We start from the raw sequence: 6,620 nt of genomic DNA, 5'->3' as shown, positions 1-6,620 counted from the left end.
CCTGAAAGTCTTGTAAAAATGAATAACATCGCTAAAACCGCATTGTTCAGACACCTCGTATACCTTGTAACTGCCGCTTTGCAACATATTTTCAGCGTTTCTTATCCTTATCTGCATGATGTACTGGCTTACTGTTTTTCCTGTTTGTTTTTTGAACAGGTGTCCAAAGTAAACTTGGTCCAAATGAACCAATTCGGCAAGTTTTTTTACGCTGATATTTTCAGAATAGTGCATTATTATGAAGTTGATCGCTTTATTTATTCTGTAATCTCCCGTTATGTTATCAATTTCGAATATAAGAATCTCGGACAGACGGTGCAGAATCAGCATAAGCAAGGCGCGGCTTTTCATTATATAACCTTCCTGCCTGTTGTTATAGCATAATGTCAGTTCCTTGAACAAGCTGATTAAATCCTGCTTTATGCCTATGTGGCTTACCAATGGAAATGGGGGTGGGACAGATCTAGATGGATAAAGCGAATCAAAATTGACGGAAAAACAATGCATCGGATTTTTTGAATTTGTTACAGCGGCTTTCTCGGTGCCGGGTGTCAGGAAGATCAAATCTCCATGGCTTAGCTCATGCTCTTTTCCATTAATGGTATAAAGGGAGCTTCCTTTAATAATATATGTTATATCAAAGTGATCCACAAAGTGCGTCCGAAGTTGCCATTTTGGTTTGCATTTTCTAAAAACGAAATAAAATATTTTTGGCACAAAATCGTAACTCATTAATTCTTTTATATTCCTCCTAAAGAATTTACAAAGTCAAGTTTAATTCATACATGAATATATAGTTTATACATTGTCAGAACATTATTCAATAACTTATCTTCTTAATATTATAATTATACAATAATTATAATTATTATGGAAAAAATCGGTAAATTTCTACACCGCCAGTTATATTCAAATTTATTTTGGAACTGCCGGGGACAGTTTTCTTTAATCTAAACTAATTTAATTATAGGAGAAAAGTTATGAACAGAAATTTTTGTACAAACAAAAAAAATGTGTTTTTAATTGGGATGATCTGCCTTTTAGTGATTTTCTCTTTTGTGTTCAGTTGCAGTGACCTTGGAAAAGCGGAGAATCCCGACCCGGGGTCTGGTACTGACCCTGTTGACACAGTTGCTGAAACGCCGGTTATATCCGAGCTTGCGAGCAGGAACTACGCCCAGAATGACGAGGCCGTAACCCTATCGGCAAACGCTAAGGTAAACTCGACAACGGCAATCTTGTCATACAAATGGTACAAGAATACCGCGCTTAGCACTGCTGGAAGTACTTTGATTGAGGATGTCAACGATGATTACAGTTACACGCCGTCAACCGCCGAACTTGGCGACACGTATTACTATGTCGTGGTTACAAATACCGATCCGGCAAAAACCACGCCTACTGCGACCCGCACCAGCAATATTGCGCGGATTAGAGTTACTTCCGAAGCGGCGGGAACACCGGCCGGCACCATTACGGTTAATACCGCAACCAAATACCAGTATATCCGTGGCTTTGGCGGAATGTCGAACGTGTGGACAAGCCCTGCGATCAGCATGACGGAGGTTGACAAGCTGTTCGGCCCAACCGGTTTGGGGCTGAACATTTTCCGTATTTGCATTTATCCCTATATGGACGACCTGTTTAACGGAGTTGAAGAAGGGCCGGAAAACGATAAAGGCGCTCATCAAAATTACTTCGCCATGGTAAGAAGGGCAAAGAAACACGGCGCCCTTATTCTGGCAAGCCCCTGGACCCCGCCGGGAGAATGGAAAACCAACGGAACCCGCCTGACAGGAAAATTATTGCCAGAACACTATTCCGATTACGCCAATCATCTTAAAAACTATATTAAACGTATGGCGGATAACGGCGCGGCGATTGACTATATTTCAACCCAGAACGAGCCGGATATCGGCGTATCCTACGACGGTTGCGAGTGGACGGGCGAAGAGATGCGCGATTTTGTCAAACAGTACGGTAACTATTTTCTTAGTGGCACCAATGTAAAGCTTGCGCCGGGCGAATCCTATCAATTCCGCGATCAATACTACAACCCCATTTATAACGATACGGATGCAATGGCCGTGACTGACGTAATTGCCGGCCATATATACGGCGGCGGACTAAGGCGCCATACCGCCGCTATTAACGCGGGAAAAGAAGTGTGGATGACCGAACATCTTTTTAACACGTCAAGTAACTACGCCATTGATTCGCAATGGCAGTCGGTATGGGTAATGATCAAAGAAGTGCATGATTGCATGGTAAATGATTTTAACGCCTATGTTTGGTGGTACGCGAAACGTTTTTACAGCCTGATAGGGGACGGCGAATACCAAACCCGCGAAGGCATGCCATTATTCCGAGGTTACGCCCTGTCCCACTATGCCAAATACGCGACAGGCAAGACGAGGGTCGCAGTCCAGTTGACAGGAGGCAATGGCTCTATATCCGTAACTGCTTACGAGTCGGACGACGAGATTGCGCTTGTCCTGTTCAACGAAGGTTCTACTGCCGGTGGAAAGGTGAATATCAATATTCCGGTTGAGGCAAAAGGCGCGTCCATGGTAATTACCCAGGGCGGTACCAATATACAAAATGACACCACCGCCGCAGGCGTAAAAGCCATGGCGCCGGATGTCGTCGTTCTTAGCGCGGACGGTAAAACAGGCACAATAGACCTGCCCGCTTCGTGCATTATCTCGATAAGGTTTACAAAGTAGGGGCAAATATATGAAGAAAATTTGTTTTACCGTAATCATTACGTTTCTTGTCTCGGTGCTTGCTTTTGCAGATGACGCCGTAATGACTTTTTCCGGCGAAGTTAAAACCGGTTTGTTGTGGGACTTAATAGAAGAACCCGGCCAAACGACAATTGACCGGGCGCGGATAGGGAACAACGACGATGCCGGCATTCCCGGAAGAATCCGTCTTGACGGCGAGTTAAAAAAGGACAATATCGGCTTTAAAATGCGCTGGGAAACCCAGAACTTTAAGGGCGTGGCGCCGATGTGGGCTTACGCCATGGCCTACGGCGACTTTATAGACAACCAGCTAAGGCTATCGGGCGGCAGACTGGGGCAGTCGCCCTGGAGTTCCGACGGCCCTGAAATTTGGGATGAGCTGGATAATCTCGCCGGACTTAGAGTCGAAATCAAACCCAATTTCCTGCCGGGATTAAACGTGGGGTTTGTATTGAATGAAAACAATACGGACACGACCAACACCGATTTTTCAATTTTGCCCTTACTGCAGGAAACCATTGTGGGTTTTTCGTACACCAATGATTATTTTATGATTCGCGCCGAGTACCGTTTTGACAGCGATAAAGACTCCAACCTTACCGCTAGTGGAATGTCCGAGGGAACGGATTTGATCTACCGCGTTGAAGAACGGGCGCTGCGCAAGGTCGCGCCGGTTTCGATTTGGGCTAACGGCCGTTTGTTGGGGATAGGGGCGGAAGAAGAAAGCCGCACCAACTATATCAACTGGCTGTACATCCAGATAAATCCCGGCGCTTTGGACCTGCAGATTCGGACGGGTCTTGACTATGGTTTAAAGAAATACATGTTCAAGCTGAAACCTGTTATTTCCTACGGCTTAACGGATTTTTTCAGGATAGGTTTTACCCTTATATACAACAAAGATTTTGGCGAAGCGGCGACCGCGCCGGACGCTCCGTACACGGTACTTGCCTTTGAACCTATGGTACGGGTTGATTTTACCAATATGTATGTCGCTCTCGCGTATCAGTTTAATAGGGAATATAAGGCGGCGGACAGAATTAAACAGACCAACTGGGTGAATTTGCGCTTTGTATATACGTTCTAAGGAAAATGCGCGTTGCGCATTCATATCGTTATGTTGAGGAGAAAATTATGAAAAAATTTCTTTCAATTGCGATGGCAGTATGTGCTATATTTGCCATGATCAGTTGTGATAATGGTACTACTACTAAATCGAATCCGGGTGGAGAGGTACCGATAGGACAGCCCGTTACTGTAAGTTACGCCACTAACGGTTGGACAGGTGGCGGCTTACCAAGGCAATTCACAATGAAGTCCGGCGATCCTATAGGTGCCGCTGCTATTATTCCGTTAGACGAAACGGAAACCCAGAGGTGCCTCGGCTGGTCATTGACCCCGGGACAGGAAGGGGCAAAGGTAGCTTATACCGATATAATTACTCGTAACATTACCCTGCACGTCCTCTGGCAGAGACTAGTGCAAGACGGGGATGAGGTTACAATAACTTACCACGCAAACGGCTGGTTAGGTGAGGGCGTACCGGCAACTCCCGTCACGGGCATTGCCGGAGAACAGATAGGCGCGGACAAGCTTCTCGATCTTACGGAGTATAATTCCGAGGGGCAGGTATTCGCCGGTTGGTCCGAAAACAGCGGTCAGGCAGGAGCAAAACTTACCGCAACATATAAGTTGCGCGGTGACACTATCCTGTATGTTCTGTGGAGAGTCCCTGTTAATTTGTCCTTTGATTATAACTTTGAAGGCGCTCCTGAGAATCCGCCTACTATAGAGATTGGGCTAGGTCTGGCGATAGGCGCGGATGCCCTTCCTCCGGTGTATGATACGGATAATCCTGCTCCGAATGACGGACCTTCGACCCGCCCGGGTTATATGTTCAATGGCTGGTTTACGGCACCCACAGGCGGAACAAAGGTTACGGCAAGCTCCTCGTTCACCGAAAATAAGACGACTATATATGCCCAGTGGACAGTGGAACCGGTATGGGCGTATTTCAATCTGGATTTGCACATGCTGGCTGAATCGCAGCCTACGCCTGGCGACCAATGGCCGAAAGCTCTTGCGGCGGCAACATACAGTAATGGTCCGGACGGCATAGCGGATAACGATGATGACGTGCTTACTTGGACATTCAGCGTTAATAACATGAGGGGTATAATACTGTTTTCGCCCGGTCAAAGAAAAGCGTTTGACGCGTTAAGTGAATTCAGACTTATCATCGACGGCGGATTTGCCGACGGTCAAACCGATGCAGCCAAGAGCATACCGTTCCGTTATTACGTAGGCAACATGAATGTTGGAAAGGATTGGAACGGGACGGACTCGATTACGCAGGGACCATTTAACACTGTTCTGGTTAATAACATCAAGTTTAACGACAATAAGAACAAGGTCGAAGGCGACACGTCAAACGAAGATACCAGAACAGGGTCTTTCATTCTGCAGTCAAGAGCGGCAGGTACAGTTACGCTTGTAATCAGATCAATAAAAATCAGGTATGACAGCGCGATAACACCCCCGCCTGCGCCTCACTTTAGGGTTACGTTTAACCAGAATTATGAAGGCGCTCCTGCCCCAACCTTTAAACTTGCCGACGCGGAAACCCCGGTTGGCGAATTGGCGGCAGTAACCCGCGACCTGTATGATTTTGACGGTTGGTATACAGACCCGACAGGCGGAACCGAAGTTACGCCTGAAACTATATTATCGGCGGCTACCACAGTGTATGCCCATTGGACAGAACTGGAAACGGTTACCATTCACTATGACATGAACTATACGCCGGTACAAACCTCCCCGGCCACCGCGGCACAAGTGCCGGATAAATTAGTCGTGAAAGGCAGGGCCATAGGCTCAGCTAATATTCCCGCCTCAACGAGGACAGGTTATATCCTGTCCGGTTGGTATGACGTGGCGGATACGACAGGCGGAACAAGAATAACGGCGACAGCCATATTCAACGAGGACACGACCATATATGCACGATGGACTGAAAGAAGTTATACTGTTACGTTTTGGAACGGTTCTACCCAACTTAAACAATTAACTGTACCGGTATGGAGTACAATTGAAGCAAGCGATTTTCCGGCTGATCCAACGCCGGCTGCAGGTTATACGTTTACCGGCTGGTGGTCCACGGAGAAAAACGGTGGGGTGAAGGTTGACACAACTTATTCCATACCTAGTGTCACGATCGTATACGCCGGCTTTGCCTATGACGGCCCTAAAGAATGGCAAGAACAGGTGACTATGAGAAACACCACCCCGCCCGTGTACGGGTTTGATATTGGAGACGACACGTTCGGCAATTATGATAGGGTTGTCATAAGCATAAAAGCCGTATCGGGTTCCGGCGCTGTCGGAGCCGCCGCTGATATTCCTACGACACAGACACCGGGACCTTTCCAGGCCAGGACGAGGGCATGGGGCAATTATGACTATACCGGCTTTATGAATAATGGGGTATGGAGTTCCAGCACCAGGCCGGCTATACAGAATGCCACACCGGGCGGTTTGTTGCTTAACCTCAATGGTGTAGCCGCAGTTTCTGATGAGGACTTTACGGATGTTATAATAGCTTTTGGTAACCGTAGTGCGCTTTCTACTGCCGCCGCAATTAATGCGGCGACGGGCGTTGTTCTTCTGGCGATTGCACCTGTACCTAATAACGCCGATGGAGCAAGCTACCAAGAGGTTGTCTACATTATAAAGAACATCAGGCTTCAAAAAGTTGATGGGAGCAATAATGTCATAACAGAAGTCAAAGCGTTGCACCCTGAAAACAGCAAGCTGTGGTCAGGCAGAGGCGCGCCATCACTTGTCGCCCAAGACAGCAGCGACCTTGGGCGGACA

Annotated in this window: 4 protein-coding genes; 3 read left to right on the top strand and 1 reads right to left on the bottom strand. The window is 47.1% G+C overall.

Annotation, left to right across the window (positions count from 1 at the left end; all coding sequences use genetic code 11):
* The coding region (locus ACYVRH_RS09715) for a helix-turn-helix transcriptional regulator (protein WP_461256716.1) at window positions 1–732 on the bottom strand (732 nt) is incomplete at its 3' end.
* Between the two features lie 248 nt (window positions 733–980).
* Between ACYVRH_RS09715 and ACYVRH_RS09710 the strand changes: the two genes are divergently transcribed.
* The 3 genes from ACYVRH_RS09710 to ACYVRH_RS09700 form a co-directional block, all read left to right on the top strand.
* Window positions 981–2,726 carry a glycoside hydrolase gene (locus tag ACYVRH_RS09710; RefSeq protein ID WP_461256715.1) on the top strand — a complete coding sequence of 582 codons (1,746 nt, stop codon included), beginning with the start codon at window positions 981–983 and terminating at the stop codon, window positions 2,724–2,726.
* 10 nt (window positions 2,727–2,736) lie between these two features.
* On the top strand, window positions 2,737–3,834 hold the full coding sequence (locus ACYVRH_RS09705; RefSeq protein WP_461256714.1) for a hypothetical protein: 1,098 nt from the start codon (window positions 2,737–2,739) through the stop codon (window positions 3,832–3,834).
* A gap of 47 nt (window positions 3,835–3,881) precedes the next feature.
* The coding region (locus ACYVRH_RS09700) for an InlB B-repeat-containing protein (RefSeq protein WP_461256713.1) at window positions 3,882–6,620 on the top strand (2,739 nt) is incomplete at its 3' end.

This window comes from Treponema sp. R80B11-R83G3 (assembly GCF_054786115.1).
Note: the sequence above shows the minus strand (reverse complement) of the source record. Positions and strands in the feature narration are given on the sequence as shown.

What these genes read in the sequence shown, in the direction of transcription:
- ACYVRH_RS09710 (WP_461256715.1), top strand. Translation starts at nt 981, where the DNA reads ATGAACAGAAATTTTTGTACAAACAAAAAAAATGTGTTTTTAATTGGG.
- ACYVRH_RS09705 (WP_461256714.1), top strand. Translation starts at nt 2,737, where the DNA reads ATGAAGAAAATTTGTTTTACCGTAATCATTACGTTTCTTGTCTCGGTG.